This window comes from Pseudomonas sp. TH34, assembly GCF_016650865.1.
Taxonomy (GTDB): Bacteria; Pseudomonadota; Gammaproteobacteria; order Pseudomonadales; family Pseudomonadaceae; genus Aquipseudomonas; species Aquipseudomonas yamanorum.
The window spans coordinates 174,874-199,165 of record NZ_JAEKFB010000012.1 but is presented as its reverse complement, the minus strand read 5'-3'; the positions used below and the strand labels follow the sequence as shown (position 1 = coordinate 199,165).

The 24,292-nt window shown below is 61.4% G+C and carries 18 protein-coding genes; 17 read left to right on the top strand and 1 reads right to left on the bottom strand.

All coding sequences use genetic code 11. The annotated features are described in order from the left end of the window. Positions 1 to 19: 19 nt before the first annotated feature. The 10 genes from JFU58_RS09085 (at position 20) to JFU58_RS09040 (ending at position 13,679) form a co-directional block, all read left to right on the top strand. Complete coding sequence (locus tag JFU58_RS09085; protein ID WP_093209048.1) at positions 20 to 1,018, top strand: alpha/beta fold hydrolase; 999 nt, start codon at positions 20 to 22, stop codon at positions 1,016 to 1,018. Positions 1,019 to 1,336: 318 nt separating this feature from the next. Next, a complete protein-coding gene (locus tag JFU58_RS09080; RefSeq protein WP_063029341.1) occupies positions 1,337 to 2,617 on the top strand; it encodes an alkane 1-monooxygenase in 1,281 nt (426 codons plus the stop codon). A gap of 147 nt (positions 2,618 to 2,764) precedes the next feature. Continuing rightward, the gene (praA, locus tag JFU58_RS09075) at positions 2,765 to 3,259 is read left to right on the top strand and encodes an alkane oxidation protein activator PraA (protein ID WP_017479886.1); all 495 of its coding nucleotides are present in this window, start codon (positions 2,765 to 2,767) and stop codon (positions 3,257 to 3,259) included. Positions 3,260 to 3,390: 131 nt separating this feature from the next. Beyond that, the gene (gene praB, locus JFU58_RS09070; protein ID WP_017479887.1) at positions 3,391 to 3,894 is read left to right on the top strand and encodes an alkane oxidation protein activator PraB; all 504 of its coding nucleotides are present in this window, start codon (positions 3,391 to 3,393) and stop codon (positions 3,892 to 3,894) included. A gap of 126 nt (positions 3,895 to 4,020) precedes the next feature. Next, positions 4,021 to 5,427, top strand: a complete 1,407-nt coding sequence (locus tag JFU58_RS09065) for an outer membrane protein transport protein (protein ID WP_017479888.1) — start codon at positions 4,021 to 4,023, stop codon at positions 5,425 to 5,427. A gap of 288 nt (positions 5,428 to 5,715) precedes the next feature. After that, complete coding sequence (locus JFU58_RS09060; protein ID WP_201140317.1) at positions 5,716 to 8,253, top strand: acyl-CoA dehydrogenase; 2,538 nt, start codon at positions 5,716 to 5,718, stop codon at positions 8,251 to 8,253. 159 nt (positions 8,254 to 8,412) lie between these two features. Beyond that, the gene (locus JFU58_RS09055) at positions 8,413 to 9,756 is read left to right on the top strand and encodes a 3-oxoacyl-ACP reductase (protein WP_201140315.1); all 1,344 of its coding nucleotides are present in this window, start codon (positions 8,413 to 8,415) and stop codon (positions 9,754 to 9,756) included. A gap of 2 nt (positions 9,757 to 9,758) precedes the next feature. Further along, positions 9,759 to 10,649 (top strand): MaoC/PaaZ C-terminal domain-containing protein, encoded by an 891-nt coding sequence (locus JFU58_RS09050; RefSeq protein ID WP_178966998.1) that lies wholly within the window; start codon positions 9,759 to 9,761, stop codon positions 10,647 to 10,649. After that, a complete protein-coding gene (locus tag JFU58_RS09045; protein WP_102369297.1) occupies positions 10,646 to 11,944 on the top strand; it encodes an acetyl-CoA C-acetyltransferase in 1,299 nt (432 codons plus the stop codon). Before JFU58_RS09050 ends, JFU58_RS09045 begins: the two co-directional genes overlap by 4 nt. Before the next feature lie 31 nt (positions 11,945 to 11,975). Next, positions 11,976 to 13,679 (top strand): AMP-binding protein, encoded by a 1,704-nt coding sequence (locus JFU58_RS09040; RefSeq protein WP_201140314.1) that lies wholly within the window; start codon positions 11,976 to 11,978, stop codon positions 13,677 to 13,679. A gap of 142 nt (positions 13,680 to 13,821) precedes the next feature. On the opposite strand, the gene JFU58_RS09035 is transcribed toward JFU58_RS09040, so the two are convergent. After that, on the bottom strand, positions 13,822 to 14,718 hold the full coding sequence (locus tag JFU58_RS09035) for a MurR/RpiR family transcriptional regulator (RefSeq protein ID WP_093209074.1): 897 nt from the start codon (positions 14,716 to 14,718) through the stop codon (positions 13,822 to 13,824). A 304-nt stretch (positions 14,719 to 15,022) separates the two neighbouring features. Here JFU58_RS09035 and JFU58_RS09030 point away from each other — a divergent pair, with 304 nt between their 5' ends. The 7 genes from JFU58_RS09030 (at position 15,023) to JFU58_RS09000 (ending at position 24,149) form a co-directional block, all read left to right on the top strand. Next, positions 15,023 to 16,960 (top strand): bifunctional 5-dehydro-2-deoxygluconokinase/5-dehydro-2-deoxyphosphogluconate aldolase, encoded by a 1,938-nt coding sequence (locus JFU58_RS09030; RefSeq protein ID WP_063029356.1) that lies wholly within the window; start codon positions 15,023 to 15,025, stop codon positions 16,958 to 16,960. Between the two features lie 164 nt (positions 16,961 to 17,124). Next, complete coding sequence (gene iolE, locus JFU58_RS09025; RefSeq protein WP_201140313.1) at positions 17,125 to 18,018, top strand: myo-inosose-2 dehydratase; 894 nt, start codon at positions 17,125 to 17,127, stop codon at positions 18,016 to 18,018. Next, positions 18,015 to 18,809: a 5-deoxy-glucuronate isomerase gene (gene iolB / locus JFU58_RS09020; protein ID WP_201140312.1), complete on the top strand. Its 795-nt coding sequence runs from the start codon at positions 18,015 to 18,017 to the stop codon at positions 18,807 to 18,809. The genes iolE and iolB overlap by 4 nt, the downstream gene beginning before the upstream one ends. 22 nt (positions 18,810 to 18,831) lie before the next feature. Then, positions 18,832 to 20,334, top strand: a complete 1,503-nt coding sequence (locus JFU58_RS09015; RefSeq protein WP_201140311.1) for a CoA-acylating methylmalonate-semialdehyde dehydrogenase — start codon at positions 18,832 to 18,834, stop codon at positions 20,332 to 20,334. A 27-nt stretch (positions 20,335 to 20,361) separates the two neighbouring features. Next, positions 20,362 to 21,177, top strand: a complete 816-nt coding sequence (locus tag JFU58_RS09010; RefSeq protein ID WP_201140310.1) for a TIM barrel protein — start codon at positions 20,362 to 20,364, stop codon at positions 21,175 to 21,177. Between the two features lie 10 nt (positions 21,178 to 21,187). Further along, positions 21,188 to 23,119 carry a 3D-(3,5/4)-trihydroxycyclohexane-1,2-dione acylhydrolase (decyclizing) gene (gene iolD, locus JFU58_RS09005; RefSeq protein ID WP_201140309.1) on the top strand — a complete coding sequence of 644 codons (1,932 nt, stop codon included), beginning with the start codon at positions 21,188 to 21,190 and terminating at the stop codon, positions 23,117 to 23,119. 19 nt (positions 23,120 to 23,138) lie between these two features. Further along, positions 23,139 to 24,149 (top strand): Gfo/Idh/MocA family protein, encoded by a 1,011-nt coding sequence (locus JFU58_RS09000; protein ID WP_201140308.1) that lies wholly within the window; start codon positions 23,139 to 23,141, stop codon positions 24,147 to 24,149. The last annotated feature ends 143 nt before the right edge of the window (positions 24,150 to 24,292 follow it).

Here is a 24,292-nt window from a genome sequence, read left to right as displayed (position 1 = left end):
GGATGCAGAGGACCGAGCTATGGCTGTCGAATGGGTTGTCGCTGCGGGTGTGTTTGTAGGGTTAAGCGTAGTGTTGTGGGGCTTCAGTGCCCGGATGACACGGCGTATAGAAGCCGCTGTTCCGATCAACGGGCGCTTTCTGGAGATCAACGGCGAGCGCTTTCATTATGTAGACGAGGGCAAGGGCCCGCCGCTGGTGATGATCCACGGGCTGATGGGCAGCAGTCGCAACCTGACGTATGCCTTGTCTGCCCAATTGCGTGAGCACTTTCGGGTGATCACCCTGGATCGTCCGGGTTCGGGCTATTCCACTCGGCATGCCGGGACGGCCGCCGACCTGCCTGGCCAGGCCCGGCAAGTCGCGAGCTTTATCAAGACTCTGGACCTGGATAAGCCATTGGTACTGGGGCATTCCCTCGGCGGGGCGATTTCTCTGGCGCTGGCGCTGGATCATCCCCACGCGGTGTCCGGATTGATCCTGGTGGCGCCGCTCACCCATCCCCAGCGCATGCTGCCGCTGGTGTTTATGTCCTTGGCGATACGTCCGGGATGGTTGCGGCGCTACATGGCCCACACCCTGACCATGCCTATAGGCCTGCTGACGAAAGGCTCGGTGGTCAAGGGCGTGTTCGCCCCCGACCCCGCTCCGGAAGACTTCGCCACCCGCGGCGGAGGATTGCTTGGCATGCGGCCCGACAACTTCTATGCCGCCTCCACCGAGATCAACCTGGTCAACGATTTCCTGCCGGATATGGTCAAGCGCTACCCGCAACTGACCCTGCCCATCGGGTTGATCTATGGCGCGCAAGACAAGGTGCTGGACTTCCGCAAACACGGCCAGGCCCTGGCCAGCCGGGTGCCGGGCCTCAAGCTGCAGTTGGTGGAAGGGCGCGGGCATATGTTGCCGATAACGGCTACCGAGCGTGTCGCGGCCCTGGTCGAGCAGGTGGCCAAGCGTGTCCGGCCACCGGAAAGCGCCACGATTTTGCATCCGCCATTTGCCGTGGCGAGCAAATAATTGTGCGACTGAACTCGCGGTTCCACGCCGTCAATGCTTGCCCTAGACACCTGACCAAGCGGCTGAAAAAGAGACTGCCCGGTCACGTTCAAAAGGGTTCAAGAATTTAGTTGACGACCTAACGATTCCGCGCTATTTATTTAAAAAAATTATTTCAATGTCTAATTTGAAACAATTTTTGAAATGCCTAAGAGCGAATAAAATAATGAAAAAAACGCCTTTTATCGCATGGTTGAATTCTCGGAGCAGTCATCGCTCCGTGTACCTGTCCAGTGTTGATTTTTGCTCCCTGCCCACCTGCCGCGTACGGAGGTTGCCATGAATCAGACCCTGGCTGCCCCGAACGTCTGGACCGACGGCAAACGCCACCTGTGGTGGCTCGGCATTATGCCCCTGGCAACCCCTTTGCTCTCTGGCGCCCTGGCCATCTCCACCGGTGTGCAACAGCTGTGGTGGGTTGGCGTACTGGTGATCTTCGGCCTGATCCCATTAATCGACGGCCTGCTGGGTGAAGACGTCAGCAACCCGCCGGAATCCGCCGTCAGCAACCTTGAATCCCAAAGCTACTACCGCTGGATCGTCTACACCGGCGTGCTGTTTGTCATCTCCTCGGTGGTGATCACCGGGTGGCTGGCGGCCGGTGGCATCGACTGGATCATCGGCGGCGGTCTGCTGCACGCTACCGCCACCCTGGACCCGTCGAGCTGGCTGGCCAAGACCGCCGCGTTCATCACCGCTCGCACCCAACTGCACGGCGAAATCAGCTGGTTCACCTACCTGGGCATGGCGATGTCCACCGGCGCCGCCACCGGCATCGCCATCAACACGGCCCATGAACTGGGGCACAAGCCGCGCCTGCTGGAAGTCATCCTGGCCAAGATCACCCTGGCGCCGACCTTCTACGGGCACTTCTACACCGAACACAACCGGGGCCACCACGTACGTGTCGCCACTCCGGAAGATCCGGCCAGTTCGCGGTTGGGGGAGAGCTTCTGGGCCTTCCTGCCACGCTCGGTGTGGTTCAGCGCCCGCTCGGCATGGAACCTGGAACGTGAGCGCCTGCGCAAACTCGGCCTGCCGGCCTGGCACTGGAAGAACGGCGTACTCAGCGCCTGGATGTACAGTGTGGTGTTGTGGGGCGCGATGATTGCGTGGCTGGGCGCGGCAGTGATTCCGTTCCTGATCATCCAGGGCATCTACGGTTTCTCGCTGCTGGAAGTGGTGAACTACGTCGAGCATTACGGTCTCAAGCGCCAGAAGTTGCCCAACGGTCGTTATGAGCGCTGCTCGCCACGGCATTCGTGGAACAGCAACCGGATTGTGACCAATATCTTTCTGTTCCAACTACAGCGCCACTCTGACCATCACGCCAACCCAACCAGAAGTTATCAGTCCCTGCGTCACTTTGATGAATCGCCGCAACTGCCCTACGGTTATGCCAGCATGATTGTCTGGGCTTATGTACCGTACTTGTGGCGACGACGCATGGATCACCGAGTGCTTAATCACTATGCCGGGGATATCACCCTGACCAATCTTCAACCGTCACAACGTTTGAAGTACCTGGAGAAGTATAGCAACACCACCAGACCCTTCTAACGTAAATCAGTCAGTTGTAGGGCGTACTCGGGATCTGTGTATCGCGCAGGTTCTCATCGCCCAGGCTTTACCGGTTTCGAGTACGGCTTAGTTGCAAGACAGTTGTTTGACCCGAACAAAAATAAAATTAAGGGAAGGACGTACACCATGCAAAACCCTGCCAAGTTCACGACGCACATTGTATTGGCCGCCCTGGGCCTGATTGTTTACCACCAGGCCCAGGCCGCCCGTATCGAACCCGCCGGCAGTGCGTTTACTGCCCAGGGTCCCATCAGCTTTTCCAAGGGCGCGCTGATCAGCGCGGACTGCACCATCAAGGTCGCCGGCAAAGTGGCGGCGGATGGCTCGTCGGTGAATGTCGACAAAGTTGAATTCGACGGCGGCCTCAAGTGCAGCCGGGTGGAAGCGATCAACTTGCCGTGGGTATTGGTGGCTAAAGATACCAAGAGCGGCTCGATGTCGAAGATTGCCGTCGATGTGCACGCCTTTGGGTTGGGCGGTAAATGCGGGCCTTCTACCGCCGATGGAACTTGGGATAACGCCACTGGCAAGTTAGAAGCGGCCAATGTGCCGATCGGCGAAGACTGCACGATTAAAACGGTGTCGATCAAGATGCCGCCGACTTTCAAAGTTGTTGAGTAACAGTTAGGCGTTGTAACGGTAATCGAATTGAAATTTGGCTGGAAAGGGAAGTTCTGCAGATTCACCGTGACCTCTCGATCATGGCCATTACCCCTGGCGAATTGACTCGCCATAACATGTGAGGAAAAACAATGAAAAGCTTGAAAACCCTCGTTTGTGTAGGTTCGTTTGCGTTGTGCTTCGGCGCAGCTTCGATGGCCAATGCGGCCTATACCATTGCTCCGGCGGGTTCGCCCTTCGCAACTACCGGCAGCATTACTGTGAAGTCGCCGGCGTCGCTGCAACAGCCTGTAACTTGCAATATTGCGTTTTCCGGCCAAGTGGCGGCTGATGGTACCTACGCTCAGATCAACAGTGCGACCGTCAATGGCAGCAACCCTCTGTGCGGTGTTCCAAAACTGCTGAACCTGCCATGGAAACTGCAAGTGACCGCCGGTGCCAACCCAAGTTACACCGGTACCGTGTCGGTGAACTTCTCGGTTGTCTCTAACTGTGCATCGGCCGCCGTGCCAATTGCAGTGACCTGGAACAACGGCTCCAACCTCCTGAGTATTGCGACACAACAGGCAGTTGGGTCTTGCACCATCACCGCTCTGACTGCAACACCGAACCCAGCATTCGTCATTTCGCCATAAGTACTGCTCCGCGCAAGACGTGATGATCACACGTTGAAATAAACAGGTGCCTCGTCAGAGGCACCTGTCGAGGTAAGCCCGATCGGGGTTAACGCCCGTGATGGAAAAAATAATAAGGAGTGGAGCATGAATAATAAGAAACAACAGGCTCAAGCGTTTCTCGGCCTGGCATTGTTGGGCGGGCTCATGGCCGCGGCAGGGTCGGTCCAGGCCGGCGGCTTCGCGACTCCGACCTATGGTGCCCAAGGCTGGGGCCGTGCCTTCGGGGGTGGCTCGCTGTTTCAGAACGATCCATCCGCGGCGTTCAACAACCCGGCGGCCATGGCCTTTATCGATCGTAACGTCGCCGAGCTCACCGTCAACTATGCGCGGATCAACATCAAATACAAAGGCACCGAAAAGGACTACGCCGGCAATGCGCCGCAGCTGGTAGACCCGGATACGCTGGCCGGCACGCCCAATGACAACAAAGGCGGGCAGGGCGGCTTCACCGCTTGGGTACCGACCGGATTTGCGGTGATGCCGATTGGCGATCGCTTCGCCTTTGGTCTGAGCCAGGTGGTTCCCATGGGTGCACGTACTACATGGGATTCCGACTGGATTGGACGAGATTTTGCCGTCGACACGCGCATTGAAACCGTTGGCCTGACGGGCGCGCTGTCGTTCAAGGTGAATGATCAGTTTTCCATTGGCGGCGGTGCAATTGTTCAGCACACCAAAGGCTTCGTCAGCCAGAACATAGACTTGTATTCCGCGGCGGCCGTGTCTCCGATCGGACTTCAGTTTCCTTCCGGCGTAGGCCATTCGCTGATTCGCGTCAAGGTGGACAATACCTCCGTCGGCTGGTTTGGCGGCCTGGCCTGGAAGCCTACAGACAAAGATACCTTGGGCCTTGCCTACCACGCCAAGATCAAGAACAAGCTGGAGGGCAAATACAATATCTACGCTGACCCCTTGAGCCAGTCGCTGATCGAGGGCGGTCTCCCAGGCCTTGCCTACCCAGGTCTGGACCTGAAGCTCAACGGTGCCAACGCCAGCACACAACTTGATGTCCCGGCCAACGCCACCATCGACTGGGTTCACCAGTTCAGTGATCGTTTCAGCCTGGGTGCCAGTGTCATGTGGACCCAATGGTCGTCATTCAAGGCGCTGACCTTGAAGTCTGACGGCAACCAGATTGTGTCGATTCCTTATAACTACAAGGACGCCTGGATGGTCTCCCTCGGCGGTGACTATAAACTCACCAACGATCTCACTGTGCGCGCCGGTGTGGCCACGGACCAGACGCCAACCCGTAACTCCACCCGTGACCCACGCATTCCGGATGGTGACCGGATCTTCACATCCCTGGGCTTTGGCTACAAAGTTCGTGCGATTCCGGGGTTGGGTATCGACGGTTCCTACTCCCACCAATTCGTGGAAAAAGCCAAGCTGCAAACCCACAACCAGGATCGTCTGGGGGCAGCCACCCTGGATGGCAAGGCGGACGCCTATGGGGACGTAGTCAGTATGGCGATCTCCTACGAGTTCTGATCCACCGTTGTGGCGTGTGTCGGTGTCAGCCTGCAGTCAGCGCATCTTTCTGCACATCTCACACCGGTATTGCATCGACGGGTCGCCCACGCGACCCGTTCCGATCCCTTTTTCACTGACCTGAACGGCTGATTCATTCAGCCGCTATTTTTTCGCCCAAGCATTAAATAAAAATTTCAAAACAAAATTTGAATTTATCTTTTCAAGTTTGTAGTGTGGCTTTACGTCACAGGTCATTCCGATCTGCTCGGGCGTTGGCCGTACCCTGAATTGAGTAGAGGTATCCCCATGGTTATCTGGTTATTGGCGGGACTCGCAGCAGCGATTGCCCTGGCGTATCGACAAGCCGCTGCCACCCTCTGGCTGGGTGCCGGCCTGGTCTGGCTTGCGGTCGGTTACCTGTTCAACGTGGTCGCCGGTTTCGGCGTCAGTGTGGTGGCAGTGCTGGTGGTATTGCCCGCGCTGCTGCTGACGATCAAACCCCTGCGCCGCGCGCTGTTGACCAGCAAGGCCCTGGGCCTTTTCCGCAGCATCATGCCGGCGATGTCCGACACCGAGCGCGCCGCCATCGAATCCGGCACCGTGTGGTGGGACGCCGAGCTGTTCAGCGGCAAACCGCGCTGGGAGCGCCTGCTGCAAGCCGCACCTGCCAGCCTCAGCGCTGAAGAACAGGCTTTCCTCGACAACGAAGTGGAGACCCTGTGCGACATGTCCAACGACTGGGAAACCACCCAGGTCTGGCAGGACATGTCCCCCGAAGGCTGGCAGTACACCAAGGATGCCGGCTTCCTCGGCATGATCATTCCCAAGCAGTACGGCGGCAAAGGCTTCTCCCACTATGCGCATTCGCAAGTGGTGATGAAGCTCTCGACCCGTTGCTCGGCGGCGGCGATTTCGGTGATGGTGCCCAACTCCCTGGGCCCGGCAGAACTGCTGCTGCACTACGGCACCGACGCCCAGCGCAACTATTACCTGCCACGCCTGGCCCGTGGCGAAGACATCCCGTGCTTTGCCCTGACCAGCCCGTATGCCGGCTCCGACGCCGGGGCCATTCCAGACCTGGGCGTCGTCTGCAAAGGCCTGCACGAAGGTGAGGAAGTGTTGGGTTTCCGCGTGACCTGGGACAAGCGCTACATCACCCTCGGCCCAATCGCCACCGTGCTCGGCCTGGCATTCCGCGCCGAAGACCCGGACGGTTTGCTCGGCCAGCCCGGCTCCCTGGGCATCACCTGTGCGTTGATCCCGACCACCCATCCGGGCGTGAACAGCGGCCGGCGTCACTGGCCACTCAACGCGGTATTCCAGAACGGCCCAACCACCGGCAAGGATGTGTTTATCCCGCTGGAATGGGTCATCGGTGGCCGCGAACAAGTCGGCAACGGCTGGCGCATGTTGATGGAGTGCCTGGCGGCTGGCCGGGCGATTTCCCTGCCGTCGGCCAACGTCGGCCTGGGCAAGGTGGCCGTGCGCGGCACCACCGCTTATGCGGCGATGCGCAAACAATTCGGCCTGCCCATCGGCAAGTTCGAAGGCGTACAAGCACCATTGGCACGTATGGCCGGGCATCTGTATGCCTGCGATGCGGTGCGCAAGGTTTCAGTGGCGTCACTGGATGCCGGTGAAAAACCGTCGGTGATCTCGGCCATCGCCAAATACCACGTCACCGAGCGCGCGCGGATCATCGTCAACGACGGCATGGACATCGTCGCCGGCAAGGGCATCTGCATGGGCCCCAACAACTTCCTCGCTCGGGCCTACCAGCAAAGCCCCATCGCCATCACGGTGGAAGGCGCGAACATCATGACCCGCTGCCTGATCATCTACGGCCAGGGCCTGATTCGTTGCCATCCCTATGTGTTCCGCGAGATGGAAGCGGCGCGCAACACCGACCGGCGCAAGGCCCTGGTGGATTTCGACAGCGCGATGTTCGGCCATCTGAGCTTTGTGCTGGCCAATACCGTACGCGCAGCGGTGCATTCGCTGACGGGCGGGCGCTTGATTTCGGTGCCGGGCAAGACCGATCCGGCGCTGGCGTCCTACTACTGCCAGGCCAATCGGCTGTCGGTGGTGCTGGCGTTGATCTCGGACATTTCCATGGGCGTGCTGGGCGGTGCCCTCAAGCGCAAGGAAAGTATCACCGGGCGGTTGGGGGACATTCTGTCCCAGCTGTACATCCTGTCCTGCGTGCTCAAGCGCTTTGAAGATGATGGCCGGCCCCAGGCAGATCTGCCGCTGGTGCATTGGGCGGCTCAGGACGCGTTGCTGCGGGCCCATGAAGCCCTGGCTGAAGTGCTCGACAACTATCCTTCGAAAGCTGCAGCGGCGGTGGTGCGTGGCTTGAGCTTTCCGTTTGGCATTCCACTGCGCAAACCGTCGGATCGCCTGCTGGCGCAAGTGGCGGAACTGGTGCAAGTGCCGGGGGAAACCCGTGACCGCTTGCTGGGCAATTCCTACATCCCGCGGCCGGAAATCGACAAGCTGGCTTATGGCGAACTGGGCTTCCGCCTGTTGCCACAGGTGGAACTGATCGAGGCGCGGCTCAAGGGCGCGATCAAGCAAGGCCTGATCGAACCGATGCCGATTTCCGGTACTGCGTTTACGCCGTGGCGGGTCAAGGCACGGGCGTTGGACCTGATCAGCGACGACGAGGACAGCTTGCTGGCGCGCTATGTGGAATACGGCGATCACGCGATCCAGGTGGACGACTTCCCGCAGGACTTCGGCTTGCTGGAAGCCTTGCAACAGCGCCAACAGGCGCTGGAACAGGCCGCCAAACCGACCGCCAAGCGCCGCGCCAACCAAAGCGAAAACGCGCCGGTCAACTGATTGGAACTGGGGGAACACGGTCAATGTGAGAGCTGGCTTGCCTGCGATAGCGTTGGTTCAGGGCCAGATGTGTTGGCTGACACACCGCAATCGCAGGCAAGCCAGCTCCCACAGGGATCGGGTTTCCATGGCAACACCGTGTTGTGAGTGAATTTATCCATGAGTGACAGCTACCTCTCGTTCGTCAATTCCCCTTGGGGCCGCTGGCTGGCGCAGACTGCGGGCCTGCCGCAACCCCTGGCGCTGCAACGTCATCGCAGCGGCCAACACGGCCTGGCCAACCCGGTGATCGTAGCCGGGGCAGGGCGCCTGGCTGCCGAGATCCAGCGCATCTTCAGTGCCACCGACACGGTGCCCGCCACCGCCGCGACCCTCAAGGCGCCCTCTACAGTCAAGGTCCAGGGCGCGGTGTTCGACGCCAGCGCCATCGCCGACCTCAAGCAACTGGACGAGCTCTACGAATTCTTTCACGCCAACGCCAGGCGCCTGGGCCAACACGCCCGGGTGGTGGTGCTGGGCACCGCGCCGGAGCTGTGCAAGGACTTGCCGCAGGCCATCGCTCAACGCGCCCTTGAAGGGTTGGTGCGCTCACTGGCCAAGGAGCTGCGCCGGGCGATCACCGTGCAGTTGATCTACGTCGCACCGGGTGCCGAAGGTGCGCTGGAAAGCAGCCTGCGGTTCTTCCTGTCGCGGCGCTCGGCCTATGTCTCGGGGCAGGTGGTACGCCTTGAGAAACCGGTCGACACCCAAGCCGAAATCAATTGGGACAAACCCCTCGGCGGCCGCCGTGCCCTGGTCACCGGCGCGTCCCGTGGCATCGGCCTGGCAATCGCTCAGGTGCTGGCCCGTGACGGTGCGCAGGTGGTCTGCGTGGATGTGCCCCAGGCCCAGGAATCATTGCAACAAGCGGCCAGCAGTGTCGGTGGTACGGCACTGGCGCTGGACATCACCGCCACCGACGCTGCGCAGCAGTTGCAAGCCCATGTCAGCCAACACGGCGCATTCGACGTGGTGGTGCACAACGCCGGGATCACCCGCGACAAGACCATCGCCAAGATGACCGAAGCGGCGTGGCGTAGCGTACTGGCGGTCAACCTGGAAGCTCCGCTGCACCTGAGCACTGCCTTGCTGGAAAGCCAAGGCCTGAACGCGGGTGGGCGGATCGTGTGTGTCTCGTCGATTTCCGGCATTGCCGGCAACCTCGGGCAAAGCAACTACGCCACGTCCAAGGCCGGTGTGATCGGCCTGGTCCAAGGCCTGGCACCGCAAGCGGCGGCGCAGCAAGTGACCGTGAATGCGGTGGCCCCCGGTTTTATCGAAACCCAGATGACCGCGAAGATCCCGCTGATGATTCGCGAAGCGGGGCGGCGGATGAACTCGATGTCCCAGGGCGGGCAACCCATCGACGTGGCAGAAACCATCGCCTGGCTGGCGCATCCGGCATCCGGCGGGGTCAATGGCCAGGTGGTGCGGGTCTGTGGCCAAAGCCTGTTGGGAGCCTGAGCATGGACTATGTGACGCAGATCATTGAGCCGCCGCCCTCGCGCTCGCGGCTGTTGCTGGACGGGGTATTGGGGCTGCGCAAACCGAAGCTGGAAGGCGAGCCGACGTTGCCGAAAGAACGCCTGGTGCGTTCGGCCGTCGAGCTGTCTGCCCAAGGGATCGCGGCTTACGGTCGGGCCTGTGGTTTCCGCCGTGAGCAAGGCGTGCCGCTGTCCTATCCCCATGTGCTGGCGTTCCCCTTGCACCTGATGCTGCTGACCCGCCCGAGTTTCCCGTACCCGGCCAGCGGCATGGTGCATTTGGCCAATCGCATCCGCCAGCATCGACGGCTGGAGGCGGGCCAGGCCTTGCGCCTGGAGGTGTATTGCGAACGCTGGGTCGCCCATCCGAAAGGCCAGGCGCTGAGCATCGCCACCCGTGGCTACAGCGCGGGCGCCCTGATATGGGAGAGCGACAGCCTGTACCTGCGCCGTGACGTAAACGCGCCGGTTGGCGAGCCGTGGGACGACGCGTTGCCCTTGCAGGAAGAAGGTTTGCTGCGCACTCAACGCTGGGTGCTGCCGGCGGATCTGGGGCGGCGTTTCGCCAGGGTCTCGGGGGATTTCAACCCCATTCATACCTCGGTGATCGGCGCCCGATTGTTCGGTTTTCGCCGGGCCATCGCCCACGGCATGTGGACCCTTGGCCGCGCCCTGGCCGCCCAGCAACCCCCCGGCGGACTGGACCAGGCCGAGGCCCATTGCGACTTCAAGCTGCCGATCTTCCTGCCCGGCCAGGTGGCGCTGTGGAACGTTCCGCCAACCGGCCCGCGCCGTGAGTTTGAAGTGCGTAATTTCGCCGGTGACAAACCCCATATGCGTGGGCTGTTTATCTGGAATGAGACCGATCGATGAGTGACTACAGTTTCAACCCGGCCCCGACGCGCCGCGTGGCGATTATCGGCGGCAACCGTATCCCGTTCGCCCGCTCCAACACCGTGTACGCCCATGACAGCAACCAGGATCTGCTGGTCGCCGCCCTGCAAGGCCTGGTGGACCGCTACAACCTTCACGGCCTGCGCCTGGGCGAGTTTGCCGCGGGTGCGGTGATCAAGCATTCCCGGGATTTCAACCTGGCCCGGGAAAGCCTGCTGTCTACCACACTGTCTCCCGAAACCCCGGCCTACGACCTGCAACAAGCCTGCGGCACCGGCCTGGAAGCGGCGTTGCTGGTGGCGAACAAGATCGCCCTTGGGCAGATCGAAGTGGGCGTTGCCGGTGGTTCCGACACCACCTCCGACGCGCCCATCGGCATCAACGAGTCCCTGCGTCGCACCTTGCTTTCAGCCAACCGCGCCAAGGGCACCGGCGCCAGGTTGAAGGCCTTGATGGGTGTGCGCCCGTCGATGTTCTTCAAGCCGCTGCTGCCGCGCAATGGCGAGCCGCGCACCGGCTTGTCCATGGGTGAACACTGCGAGGAAATGGCCAAGCGCTGGCAGATCAAGCGCCTGGCCCAGGACGAGTTGACCCTCACCAGCCACCAGCGGCTGGATGCGGCGTACAAGCAGGGTTTCTTCGATGATTTGATCAGCCCGTATCGCGGCCTGGCCCGGGACAACAACCTGCGGGCCGACGCCAGCCTGGAGAAACTTGCCGGCTTGTCCCCGGCCTACGACCGCCAGAACGGCACGCTCACCGCCGGCAACTCCACGCCCCTGACTGACGGCGCGTCGGTGGTGCTGCTGGCCAGCGAGGAATGGGCCGCCGAGCGCGGCTTGCCCGTATTGGCGTACCTGCGAACCGGTGAAACCGCTGCGGTGAATTTCGTCGACGGCACCGAAGGCCTGTTGATGGCCCCGGCCTACGCCGTGCCACGCATGCTCAAGCGCGAAGGCCTGACGTTCGCCGACTTCGATCTGTTCGAGATTCACGAAGCCTTCGCCGCTCAGGTGCTGTGCACCCTCAAGGCCTGGGAAGACCCGGATTACTGCCGCGACCGCCTGGGCCTCGACGCGCCGCTGGGCAGCATCGACCGCAGCAAGATGAACGTCAACGGCGGCTCCCTCGGCTGCGGCCACCCCTTCGCCGCCACCGGTGGCCGGCAACTCGCGGCACTGGCCAAGGCGATCCACCAGCGTGGCGGCGGCCGCGGCCTGATTTCGATCTGCGCGGCGGGTGGGTTGGGCATTACCGCTATCGTCGAAAAGTAGTTCCCACCATAAAAACAACAAGGAGACTGCCATGAACGCTGTAAGCCTGGAACAGACCGAACGCCTCTGGTTGAACGCTTACCTGCCCGGCGTACCGGCAGACATCGACGTCGGCATCGAGGACTACCCGTCGTTGCGCGAGGTGTTCCTGGAGCACCTGCACAAATTCCGCGACCGCGTGGCCTACGTCAGCATCGGCACCGAAATGACCTACGCCGACTGGGAGGTGCAGGGCATCGCCTTTGCTGCGTGGCTGCAAGCCCAGGGTGTGAAGAAGGGCGACCGGGTGGCGTTGATGATGCCCAACTGCTTGCAGTACCCGATCTGCCTGCTGGGCACGATCCTCGCGGGTGCGGTGGTGGTCAACGTCAACCCGCTGTACACCGCCCGGGAGCTGCAGCATTTGCTCAAGGACAGTGGCGCAGAGACCCTGGTGATCTTCGAAAACTTCGCCCACACCCTGGAGAAGGTGGTGGCCGCCAGTACCGTCAAACGTGTGGTGATCGCGGCCATCGGTGACCTGCTCGGCACCTTCAAGGGCGCGGCGATGAACTTTATCCTGCGCAGCGTGCAGAAGCAGGTGCCGCGTTTCAACCTGCCGGGGGCCGTGCGTTTCAACCAGGTGTTGAAACAGGGACGCGGGCAAACCCATCTCGCCGTGCCGATGAACCGCGAAGACCTGGCCTTCCTGCAATACACCGGCGGCACTACCGGCGATGCCAAGGGCGTCATGCTCAGCCACCGCAACATCATCGCCAACCTGTTGCAGGCCAAGGCGTGGGTCGGTGATCAGCTCGATCAGAACCAGCAGGAAACCAACGTCACCCTGCTGCCGCTGTACCACATTTTTTCCCTGACGGTGAACTGCCTGATGTTCATGTGCCTGGGCGGGCGCAACATCCTGATCGCCAACCCACGGGATGTGAAGCGGGTGCAGATGATCCTGCGCAAGGAGCGTTTCAACGGGATTGCCGGGGTGAATACGCTGTTCAACGGCCTGCTGGAAAACAAGGAGTTCTGCGCCCGGGATTTTTCCGATTTGCGCATGGTGATCGCCGGCGGCATGGCCACCCATACCGCTGTGGCCAAGCGCTGGAAGGAAGTCACCGGCTTGCCGATCATCGAAGGCTACGGCCTCACTGAATGTTCGCCGGTGGTGAGCATCAGCCCCATCGACATCTCACGCATGCGCGAGATGGAATTCACCGGCAGTATCGGCGTGCCGTTGCCGTCGACCTGGGTGCGGTTCATTCGTGAGGACGGTGAGTTGGCGGAACTGGGCGAGCAGGGCGAACTGCAAGTACGCGGCCCGCAGGTGATGCAGGGTTACTGGAAACGCCCGGCGGAAACTGCCGAGGTGCTGGATGCCGACGGGTGGCTGTCTACCGGGGACATCGGGGTGATGAATGAGCAGGGCTTCATCCGCCTGGTGGACCGCAAGAAAGACATGATCCTGGTGTCCGGGTTTAACGTGTACCCCAACGAAATTGAAGACGTGGTGGCGTTGCATCCCGGCGTGGCGGAAGTGGCGGCGATTGGCGTGGAGGATGGCGTGACCGGCGAGCGGGTGAAAATCATCGTGGTGCGTAAGGACCCGAGTTTGACCCAGGAACAGATCCTGGCCCATTGCCGGGAATATTTGACGGGGTACAAGGTGCCGCGGTTTGTGGAGTTTCGTACGCAGGAGTTGCCCAAGACGACGGTGGGCAAGGTGCTGCGCCGGGCACTGCGCTAAGCCCGAGTGAACGCGGTCAAAAATGTGGGAGCGGGCTTGCTCGCGAATGCGGTCTGTCAGTCAACATCTCCATCGACTGTTCCACCGCATTCGCGAGCAAGCCCGCTCCCACATTTGATCTTTGGTGGCTGAAAGGTCGCCGTCAGTCGTCGAACCCCACCTGCTCATGAATCTCATCGACCTTCAATTCCAGCCGATACGCCACGGCAATAAACAACGCCTGGCACAGGCACAGCGTCGCACTCAGTGACCTGAACGCAAACGAGGAGCCCTCATTCACCAGCAACACCGTGCTCGCCCGCTTGGCCAGGGGCGACAGGTTGCTGTCCGTAATAATCAACGTCTTGGCCTGATGGTGCTGGGCAATCCGCAGGCAGTGCTGGGTTTCCTTGCCATAGGGAGTAAAGCTGATGGCAATCACCAAGTCATTCGCCCGCACACTGCGCATCTGCTCGCGATAACTGCCGCCCAGCCCCGACACCAAATGAATCCGCTTGTTGGTGTGCTGCAGGTTGTACACCAGGTAATCCGCCACGGCGAACGAACGGCGCACGCCCACCACGTAGATATTGTCGGCATTCACCACCAGGTCCACGGCCTTTTCAAACGCCGCGTCATCCAGCTCTAGCCCCAGGCGCTCGATGCCGGACAGCGTGGCGTTCACACATTCGCGCGCCAAGTCGCCGCCGCTGGCTTTCTGCGACTTGTTGGCGATCATGCTGCGGATGCGTTGCTGGTAGTTCTGCACCGGCGTGGTCTTGTGGGTGTAGGCCTCGCGGAACAGCGCCTGCATTTCACTGAAGCCACTGAACCCGAAACGCTGGGAAAACCGCACGATGGCCGACGGGTGCACTTCGCATTCACGGGCGATGTCGCTGATGCGGTCGACCATGATCCGGTCGCTCTGCTGGCTCATGTAGCTGGCGATGCGCTTGAGCTGGCGGGGCAGGCTCTCGTATTCATCGGTGATCAGCTGCAACAGCCGCTCGGCGTTCAGCGGCGGGCTGACGAGTGCGTCTTCCGGGGCGCTCTGGGACATAGGGAATCCTTCTGGCTTGTTCTTATAGGGCGCGTTCAGTCGCCCCTGACCAATAAGTCGATGTGCGCAAGTCTACAGGGTAGGCGCAAAAAAATACCTCGGCATCCCGCCCCACGGTACGGCTGAAACGATGCACCGTGGCTGGAACACGCCGATGATGGCGTATTGGAAAATATATTCCACGAAAAATATTTATAGAATAAATATTGATTGGCGCCGCCAGACGTTCTAGTCTGCTTGCACCAAGAGCGTATGCCGCCACCACGACGGCACACGCAGGCTGATAAAAATAACAGGAGCCAGCATGGGCCAGACTCGTTTTGCCAGTGGGCGTCAATTGGATCTGATTTGCCTGGGACGCCTGGGCGTCGACCTTTACGCACAACAAGTGGGTGCACGGCTGGAAGATGTCTCAAGCTTCGCCAAGTACCTCGGCGGTTCCTCCGCCAACATCGCGTTCGGCACCGCGCGGCTGGGGCTCAAGTCCGCGATGTTGAGCCGGGTGGGGGACGACCATATGGGGCGTTTCCTGCTGGAGTCCCTGGCCCGTGAAGGTTGCGATGTCAGCGGCATCAAGGTCGACCCGGAACGCCTCACCGCTCTGGTGCTGCTGGGCCTCAAGGACCGCGAAACCTTTCCGCTGGTGTTCTACCGCGAGAACTGCGCCGACATGGCCCTGCGCGCCGAAGACATCAGCGAAGCCTTCATTGCCTCCAGCAAGGCGCTGCTGATCACCGGCACTCACTTCTCCACCGACGGCGTGTACAAGGCCAGCATCCAGGCCCTGGACTACGCCGAGCAGCACAACGTCAAACGCGTGCTCGACATCGACTACCGCCCGGTACTCTGGGGCCTGGCCGGCAAGGCCGACGGTGAAACGCGGTTTGTCGCCGACCAGAATGTCAGCCAGCACGTGCAGAAAATCCTCCCGCGCTTCGATCTGATCGTCGGTACTGAAGAAGAATTCCTGATTGCTGGTGGCAGCGAAGATTTGCTCACGGCACTGCGCACGGTACGTGGCCTGACTTGCGCAACCCTGGTGGTCAAGCTCGGCCCGCAGGGCTGCACGGTGATCCACGGTGACATCCCGGCCCGCCTCGAAGACGGCGCCATCTACCCTGGCGTGCGGGTGGAAGTGCTCAACGTCCTGGGCGCCGGTGATGCCTTCATGTCCGGCTTCCTCAGTGGCTGGCTTGAAGACGCCAGCGACGAGCGCTGCTGCCAGTTGGCGAATGCCTGCGGCGGCCTGGTGGTGTCGCGCCACGCCTGCGCACCGGCGATGCCGACCCGTGCCGAACTCGATTACCTGTTCAACAGCCCGGTGCCGATTACCCGTCCGGATCAGGACGCGGTGCTGCAACGCCTGCACCAGGTCAGTGTGCCGCGCAAAGTCTGGAAGCAGCTGTTTGTGTTTGCCTTCGACCACCGCTGGCAGTTGGTGGAACTCGCCCAAAAAGGCGGCCAGGACCCGGCGCGCATCAGCGCCCTCAAGCAACTGTTTATCCAGGCCGTGGAACGGGTTGAAAGCAAACTGGCGGAGCAGGGCGTCGAAGCCGATGTGGGGATTCTGGCTGACCAACGCTTCGGCCAGGACGCGCTGAACGCTGCCAGCGGTCGTGGCTGGTGGATCGCCCGTCCGGTGGAAGTCCAGAACTCACGGCCGCTGGCCTTTGAACACGGCCGCTCGGTGGGCAGCAACCTGATTGCCTGGCCGCAGGAGCAAATCATCAAGTGCCTGGTGCAGTTCCATCCTGACGACGAGCCGCTGCTGCGCCTCGAACAGGAAGCACAACTCAAGAGCCTGTACCAGGCATCCCTGGTCAGCGGGCATGAGTTGCTGCTGGAAATCGTGCCGCCCAAGGACCATCCGTCCACCTATCCCGACGTGCTCTACCGCAGCCTCAAGCGCCTGTACAACCTGGGCATCTACCCGGCGTGGTGGAAGATTGAGGCGCAGTCGGCCGCAGACTGGAAAAAGCTCGACGAACTTATCCAGGAACGCGACCCCTACTGCCGGGGCGTGGTGCTGCTGGGCCTGAATGCTTCCGCCGAATGCCTGGCCGATGGCTTCCAGCAAGCCAGCCAGAGCCAGACCTGCCGCGGTTTCGCCGTGGGCCGCACGATTTTCCAGGAGCCAAGCCGTGCCTGGCTGGCGGGGGAGATCGACGATGAGGGGTTGATTCAACAAGCCCAAGGCATATTCGAACAACTGATCAATGCCTGGCGCAGTGCTCGAAGTTAAACCCCGGTCGTTGAATTGGAATGCAATCAAATGTGGGAGCTGGCTTGCCTGCGATGGCATCACCTCGGTACACCTGTTAGACCGAGTCGCCCGCATCGCAGGCAAGCCAGCTCCCACATAAAGCAGATCTCAGGTCACTCTGAAAAACAATAATAGGTGCAGCCATGCCCGCTATCCGAATTGGCATCAACCCGATCTCCTGGAGCAACGACGACCTGCCGGCCCTGGGCGGCGAAACGCCGTTGAGCACGGCCCTCAGCGAAGGCAAGGACATCGGCTACGAAGGTTTCGAACTCAACGGTAAATTCCCCAAGGACGCCAAGGGCGTCGGTGATGTGTTGCGCCCGTATGACCTGGCACTGGTCTCCGGCTGGTACTCCAGCCGCCTGGCCCGGCGCTCGGTGGCGGAAGAAATCGAGGCCATCGCCAGCCATGTCGAACTGCTGCGCGAAAATGGCGCCAGCGTGTTGGTGTACGGCGAAGTCGCCGACTCGATCCAGGGTTCACCGGTGCGCCTGATGGAACGCCCGCGTTTCCACAGCGAACAGGCCTGGCAGGAATACGCCGACAAACTCACCGAACTGGCGCGCTTCACCCTGTCCCAAGGCGTGCGCCTGGCGTACCACCACCATATGGGCGCCTACGTCGAATCCCCGGACGACATCGACCAACTGATGCGCCGCACCGGCCCGGAAGTCGGCCTGCTGTTCGACTCGGGCCACTGCTACATGGGCGGCGGCGAACCGATCGAGGTGCTGCGCAAACACATCGACCGCATCTGCCACGTGCACTTCAAGGACGTGCGCAAGCCGGTGGTGCAACTGGCACGCAACCAGATGTGGAGCTTCCCGGACTGCATCGTCAACGGCACCTTCACCGTGCCCGGCGACGGTGATATCGACTTCGCCGCATTGCTGGACGTGCTGCTGGCCGCCAATTACAAGGGCTGGCTGGTGGTGGAGGCGGAACAGGATCCTGCCGTGGCGCCGAGCTACATCTATGCGAAGAAAGGCTACGACACGCTGCGCGCGCTTCTCAGCGAGAGGATTGGACAATGAGCCTGTTGGTCAAAAGCAGCAAACGCGGGCAAACCATGGTCGCCCTGGAAGAAGGGCGCCTGGAATATGTAGGGTTTGCCGCCTACCGCCTGAGCCTGGGCGAAACCCTGCCCGTGACGGCCGGTGATAAAGAGCTGTGTCTGGTGCTGCTCAGCGGCCGGGTGACGATTCAGGGCGAAGGCTTCAACTGGGAAAACCTCGGTGACCGCCACTCGGTCTTCGAAGACAAATCCCCCTTTGCCGCCTACCTGCCACCGGGCACCGACGCCCAGGTCACCGCGTTGAGCGACGTACAAATCGCCGTCTGCGCTGCTCCCGGCTCCACCGAAGCAGGCCTGGTGCCACGCCTGATCCGCCCCGAGCAATGCAAGCGCAGCGTACGCGGCAAGGGCGCCAACACCCGCTACGTGTGCGACATCCTGCCCGACAGCGAGCCTGCCCATTCGCTGCTGGTGGTGGAAGTGCGTACGCCCTCCGGTCACTCGTCGAGCTACCCGCCCCACAAGCACGACACCGACGACTTGCCGCACCAGAGCTTTCTCGAAGAAACCTATTACCACCAGATCAACCCGCCCCAGGGCTTTGTGTTCCAGCGGGTCTACACCGACGACCGCAGCATCGACCAGGCCATGGCCGTGGAAAACAGCGACCTGGTGGTGGTGCCCAAAGGGTATCACCCGGTCAGCGTGCCGTATGGCTACGAGTCCTACTACCTGAACGTTATGGCCGGCCCCAAGCGCGCCTGGCACTTCCATAACGACCCGCAGCACAGCTGGCTGCTGGATCTTTAAGCACTTTCGACGGAGAACAATAATGAGCAACGCCCCGGTAATCGGCCATTACATCAACGGCCAGGTGCAGGACAGCAGTAGCGAGCGCTTCAGCAATGTGTTCAACCCGGCCACGGGCGAAGTCCAGGCCCGCGTCGGGTTGGCCAGCCAGAAGACCGTCGATGAAGCCGTCGCGTCGGCACTCAAAGCCTTCCCGGCGTGGTCCGAGCAATCGTCCCTGCGCCGGTCGCGGGTGTTGTTCAAATTCAAGGAACTGCTCGACCAGCACCATGACGAGCTGGCGGAAATCATCAGTCGCGAACACGGCAAAGTGTTCTCCGACGCCAAGGGCGAAGTCACTCGCGGCATCGAGATCGTCGAGTACGCCTGTGGCGCGCCCAACCTGCTGAAAACCGATTTCAGCGACAACATCGGTGGCGGCATCGACAACTGGAACCTGCGCCAGCCACTGGGGGTGTGCGCCGGCATCACCCCGTTCAACTTCCCGGTGATGGTGCCGCTGTGGATGATCCCGCTGGCGTTGGCCACCGGTAACTGCTTCATCCTCAAGCCTTCCGAGCGCGACCCGTCCGCCAGTTTGCTGATGGCCCGCCTGCTGACCGAAGCCGGGCTGCCCGACGGCGTGTTCAACGTGGTGCAGGGTGACAAGAGCGCGGTAGACGGCCTGTTGCAGCACCCGGATATCGAGGCGATTTCGTTTGTCGGTTCCACGCCGATTGCCGAGTACATCCACCAGCAGGCCACCCAGCGCGGCAAGCGTGTGCAGGCATTGGGCGGCGCGAAGAACCATATGATCGTGATGCCGGACGCCGACCTGGACCAGGCGGCAGACGCCTTGATCGGTGCGGCTTACGGCTCGGCCGGCGAGCGTTGCATGGCCATCTCGATTGCCGTGGTGGTGGGCGATGTCGGCGACAAGCTGATCGAAAAACTGCTGCCGCGTATCGACCAGCTGAAGGTCGGCAACGGTATGCAAAAAGACAGCGAGATGGGCCCGCTGGTCACCGCCGAACACAAGGCCAAGGTCGAAGGTTTTATCGACCAGGGCGTGGCCCAGGGCGCGAAGCTGATCGTCGACGGTCGTGGCTTCAAGGTGCCAGGCGCGGAGGGTGGTTTCTTCGTCGGCGCGACCTTGTTCGATAACGTCACCACCGAGATGAGCATCTACCAGCAAGAGATTTTCGGGCCGGTGCTGGGCATCGTGCGGGTGGCGGATTTTGCCAGCGCTGTCGCCTTGATCAACGCCCATGAGTTCGGCAACGGCGTGTCGTGTTTCACCAGCGACGGCGGCATCGCCCGCGCCTTTGCTCGCACCATCAAGGTCGGCATGGTCGGCATCAACGTGCCGATTCCGGTGCCGATGGCCTGGCATTCGTTCGGTGGCTGGAAGCGCTCGCTGTTCGGCGACCACCATGCCTACGGTGAAGAAGGCATTCGTTTCTACAGCCGCTACAAAAGCGTCATGCAACGCTGGCCTGACAGCATCGCCAAGGGCCCTGAATTCAGCATGCCAACCGCCAAGTAACTCTTTCGAGTGTGGAGCACAACAATAATGAAGTCGCCTCTACGTTTTGCCCTGAACCGCATGGTCGCCCCCAGCCTTTCCCTGCCGGATTTTATCCAGCTGGCGGTGACCCTGAAATGCGACGCCATCGAGATCCGCAACGACCTCAAGGGCATCGAAATTGAAGACGGCACTCCCGCCAGCCGCGTGCGCGAATTGTGCGCGGTGCACGGCATCACCGTGCTGTCGATCAACGCGCTGTACCCGTTCGACGTGTGGAATGACGAGCGCCGCGCCCAGGCGATCAAGTTGGCGGCCTATGCTCGCGAGAGCGGTGCGCAGGCGTTGGTGATGTGCCCGTTGAACGACCGCGCCGACCCGCGCAACGAAGCTCAGCGCGCAGCCGGTTTGCGCACGGCCTTGAGTGAGCTGGCGCCGATCCTGCGGGAATACGGGATTCTCGGTTTTGTTGAACCCCTGGGATTTGAAGAATGCTCCCTGCGCCGCAAGCGCGTAGCAGTGGATGCGATCAAGGCCATCGGCGGGCTGGATGTGTTTCGCGTGGTGCATGACACCTTCCACCACCACCTGGCCAGCGAACATGAGTTCTTTCCCGAACTGACCGGGCTGGTGCACATCTCCGGTGTAGAAGACGCCGACGCGCCGCTGAACACGATCCGCGACGGTCACCGCGTGCTGGTGGGCGAGGGCGATATCCTCGGCAATGCCGCGCAGATCGACACCTTGCTCAGCACCGGCTACAGCGGTTACCTGTCGTTCGAACCGTTCGCCGAAAGCGTGCACGGCCTGGCGGATATCAAGCAGGCGTTGGGGGCGAGTATCGCCCACCTGCAGAAACGATAAGGGGTACCCCATGACCACAACCCGATTGACCATGGCCCAGGCCCTGGTGAAGTTTCTGGATAACCAGTACATCGAAGTCGACGGTATTCAAAGCAAGTTTGTCGCCGGCATCTTCACGATTTTCGGCCACGGTAATGTGCTGGGCCTGGGCCAGGCCCTGGAGCAGGACAGCGGCGACCTGGTGGTGCATCAGGGCCGCAACGAGCAAGGCATGGCCCACGCGGCGATTGGTTTTGCCAAGCAGCACCTGCGCCGCAAGATCTACGCGTGCAGCTCTTCGGTGGGACCGGGCGCGGCGAATATGTTGACTGCCGCGGCGACCGCGACCGCCAACCGGATTCCGCTGCTGCTGTTGCCCGGTGATGTGTACGCCAGTCGCCAGCCCGATCCGGTGCTGCAACAGATCGAGCAGTTCCACGACTTGAGCATCAGCACCAACGACGCCTTTCGTGCGGTCAGCAAATACTGGGACCGCATCAACCGCCCGGAACAGCTGATGACGGCGGCGATCCACGCCATGCGCGTGCTCACCGACCCTGCGGAAACCGGCGCCGTGACCCTGGCCCTGCCACAGGATGTACAGGGCGAAGCCTGGGATTACCCGGACTACTTCCTGCAAAAGCGCGTGCACCGGATCGACCGGCGCCCGGCGACCGAAGCGATGCTGGGGGATGCCGTGGCGGCGTTCAAGGGCAAGCGCAAACCGCTGATCGTGTGTGGTGGCGGGGTCAAGTACTCCGGCGCGAATGCCGCGTTGCAAGCCTTTGCCGAGCGCTTCGACATTCCTTTCGCGGAAACCCAGGCGGGCAAGAGTGCGGTGGTTTCAAGCCATCCGCTGAACCTCGGCGGCCTCGGTGAAACCGGCTGCCTGGCGGCAAACCTGCTGGCACCGGAAGCCGACCTGATCATCGGCATCGGCACGCGCTATACCGATTTCACCACCTCGTCGAAGTCGCTGTTCAAGCATCCCGAGGTGCAGTTTCTCAACCTGAACATCAGCCCCTGCGACGCACTGAAACTCGATGGCGTGCAGCTGCTGGCGGATGCCAAGGTCGGCCTGGAAGCCTTGGCTGAGGCTTTGGGCGACTACCGGTCCAGCTGGGGCGATCAACCACGGGATGCCAAGGCGCAGTTGGACGTCGAGGTCGACCGCATCTACCAGGCTGAATACCAGACTGAAAACTTCGTCCCGGAAATCAACGACCACATGGACCCGGCGGTGCTGCGCGAATTCATCGAATTGACCGGTTCCTGCCTGACCCAAAGCCGCGTACTCGGTGTGCTCAACGAAACCCTGGCCGACGACGCGATCATCGTCGCCGCCGCCGGCAGCCTGCCGGGTGACCTGCAGCGCAGCTGGCGCAGCAAGGGCGTGAACACCTACCACGTCGAATACGGTTATTCGTGCATGGGTTACGAGGTCAACGCCGCATTGGGCGTGAAGCTGGCCGAGCCTGAGCGCGAGGTGTACGCACTGGTGGGCGACGGTTCCTACATGATGCTGCACTCGGAGCTGGCCACCTCGATCCAGGAGCGGCGCAAGATCAACGTGGTGCTGCTGGACAACATGACCTTTGGCTGCATCAACAATTTGCAGATGGAACACGGCATGGACAGCTTCGGCACCGAGTTCCGCTTTCGCAACCCCGAGACCGGCAAGCTCGACGGCGGTTTCGTCCCGGTGGACTTCGCCATGAGCGCGGCGGCCTATGGCTGCAAGACCTACAAGGTCAACACCGTGGAGCAGTTGCAGGCGGCGCTGGCCGATGCGCGCACGCAAACGGTATCGACGCTGATTGATATCAAGGTCCTGCCGAAAACCATGATCCACAAATACCTGTCGTGGTGGCGCGTCGGTGTGGCGCAGGTGTCCACCAGCGCGCGCACCGATGCGGTGGCCAAACAACTCAATGAACGCCTGGCCAAGGCTCGGCAGTACTAATAACAAGAGGAGTGTTTTCATGTCGTTGAAGCTTGGAGTTATCGGTACTGGCGCCATTGGCCAGGATCATATTCGTCGTTGCAGCCAGACCCTGCTCAACAGCCAGGTGGTGGCCGTGACCGACATCAACCTTGAGCAGGCTGCCAAGGTCGTCTCGGACCTGAAACTCACCGCCGAGATCTACCCGGACGGCCACGCGCTGATCAACTCGCCGCAAGTTGAAGCGGTGCTGGTGACCTCCTGGGGCCCGAGCCACGAAGAGTTCGTGCTGGCGGCGATTGCGGCCGGCAAGCCGGTGTTCTGCGAGAAGCCGCTGGCGGTGACTGCCGAAGGCTGCCGCAAGATCGTCGAGGCCGAAGTGGCCCACGGCAAGCGCCTGGTGCAGGTGGGTTTCATGCGTCCCTATGACCAAGGCTATCGCGCCTTGAAAGCCGTGATCGACAGCGGCCAGATCGGCGAGCCGTTGATGCTGCACTGCGCGCACCGTAACCCGAGGGTGGGTGAGAACTACAAGACCGACATGGCGATCACCGACACGCTGATCCACGAGCTGGATGTGTTGCGCTGGTTGCTGGCTGATGACTATGTGTCGGTGCAAGTGGTGTTCCCGCGTAAATCGAGCAAGGCGCTGGCGCACTTGCGCGACCCACAGATCGTGCTGCTGGAAACCGCCAAGGGCACGCGCATCGATGTGGAAGTGTTTGTGAACTGCCAGTACGGCTACGACATTCAGTGTGAAGTGGTGGGGGAGACCGGTATTGCGAAATTGCCGGAGCCGTCCCAGGTGCAGATGCGCAGTGAGGCCAAGCTGTCGAATGCAATTCTGATGGATTGGAAAGACCGGTTTATCGCGGCGTATGACGTCGAGTTGCAAGCGTTTATCGATGGCGTAAGGGCAGGGCAGGTAGGCGGGCCGTCGGCGTGGGATGGTTTTGCGGCGGCGGTGGCGGCGGATGCGTGCATTGAGGCGCAGAACAGTGGGCAGATTGTGAAGGTGGGGCTGCCAGACCGACCGCACTTCTACGGCTAACCACAACCCTCACTGATGTAACGCAGTCAGTGTGGGAGCGGGCTTGCTCGCGAATGCGGTGGATCAGTATCCAAATTCATTAACTGACACACCGCATTCGCGAGCAAGCCCGCTCCCACATAAGGCGATCCGGGAGACTTCAT